This is a genomic window from Halanaerobium sp. (assembly GCF_003070835.1).
The window spans coordinates 1-1,071 of the sequence record NZ_QBLR01000503.1 but is presented as its reverse complement, the minus strand read 5'-3'; the positions used below and the strand labels follow the sequence as shown (position 1 = coordinate 1,071).

Here is a 1,071-nt window from a genome sequence, read left to right as displayed (position 1 = left end):
GTTATTATTGGAAATTCCTGTTATAGGAGATTTGATTAGAAAAGTTGTAATAGCAAGATTTGCCAGCACTATGGCACTTTTAATTAAAAGTGGAGTTAATATAATCAATGCACTGCCTGTTATTGAAGAAGTTGTAAATAATGAAGTTTTTGCTGATATTTTATTAGAAACCAGAATGAGAGTTAGAGAGGGATCAACACTTTCGGAACCAATTCGTCAGAGTGGAGAATTTCCACCAATGGTGGTCCAGATGCTTAAAGTTGGGGAAGAGAGTGGTAATATAGAGGATATGTTAAATAAAATTTCCGATTATTATGACCTGGAAGTTGAAAATGCAATTGAGGGCAGTATTTCTCTAATTGAACCGGTAATGATAATTATCTTAGCCGTAATTGTTGGTGGAATTGTTGCTTCTATTATTTTACCACTGTTTAGTATTTACAGTAGTTTTTAAATCAGAGTATTATTTAACGAAAACTAATTTATGTAGCTCACTTAATTGTTATTTGTTTTTTATAATGCAATAATTGAACAATACGAAAAATGTTTGTTGAATTTTGAGGAGGTGGGGCTGAAAACAAGAGGACCTGTAGTTGAAAGAGTTTTATTAAATTTTAAAACAAAAATAGGAGGAAGAAGATATGAAAAAAATAAGAGATATTTTTAGTGGAAATGAAGGTTTTACTTTAATTGAATTATTGATTGTTATTGTGATTTTAGGTGTTCTGGCAGCTATAGCAATCCCAAACTTAGGTGATTTAACTGGTACAGCAAATGAAGAAGTAGTTAAAGCCAATATGAGAACTTTATTAACTGAGTTAGAAGCTCATTTAGCTCAAAATGATGATTTATCGAATTTTACATCGACTCAAGCATTTAATGAATTAAATAATTTAAATGGGGTTACATTGAGTGGAGATGTTACTGGAACTAGTGGTAGTTACTCTTTAAATGTTAGTGGCACTTCATACTCCATTACTGCTAAAGTTAATGGTGTAGAATATACTATTTCAAATGGTAGCTTAAATACTAGCGGAGCCAATTCCCACTCCTTTCAAGACCTAGCTAGCG

Annotated in this window: 2 protein-coding genes; both read left to right on the top strand. The window is 31.7% G+C overall.

The window, feature by feature from the left end:
• The coding region (locus CI949_RS20820; RefSeq protein ID WP_290769955.1) for a type II secretion system F family protein at positions 1 to 454 on the top strand (454 nt) is incomplete at its 5' end.
• Positions 455 to 641: 187 nt separating this feature from the next.
• Positions 642 to 1,071: type IV pilin protein (locus tag CI949_RS20815; RefSeq protein ID WP_290769954.1), on the top strand; the 430-nt coding region annotated here is incomplete at its 3' end.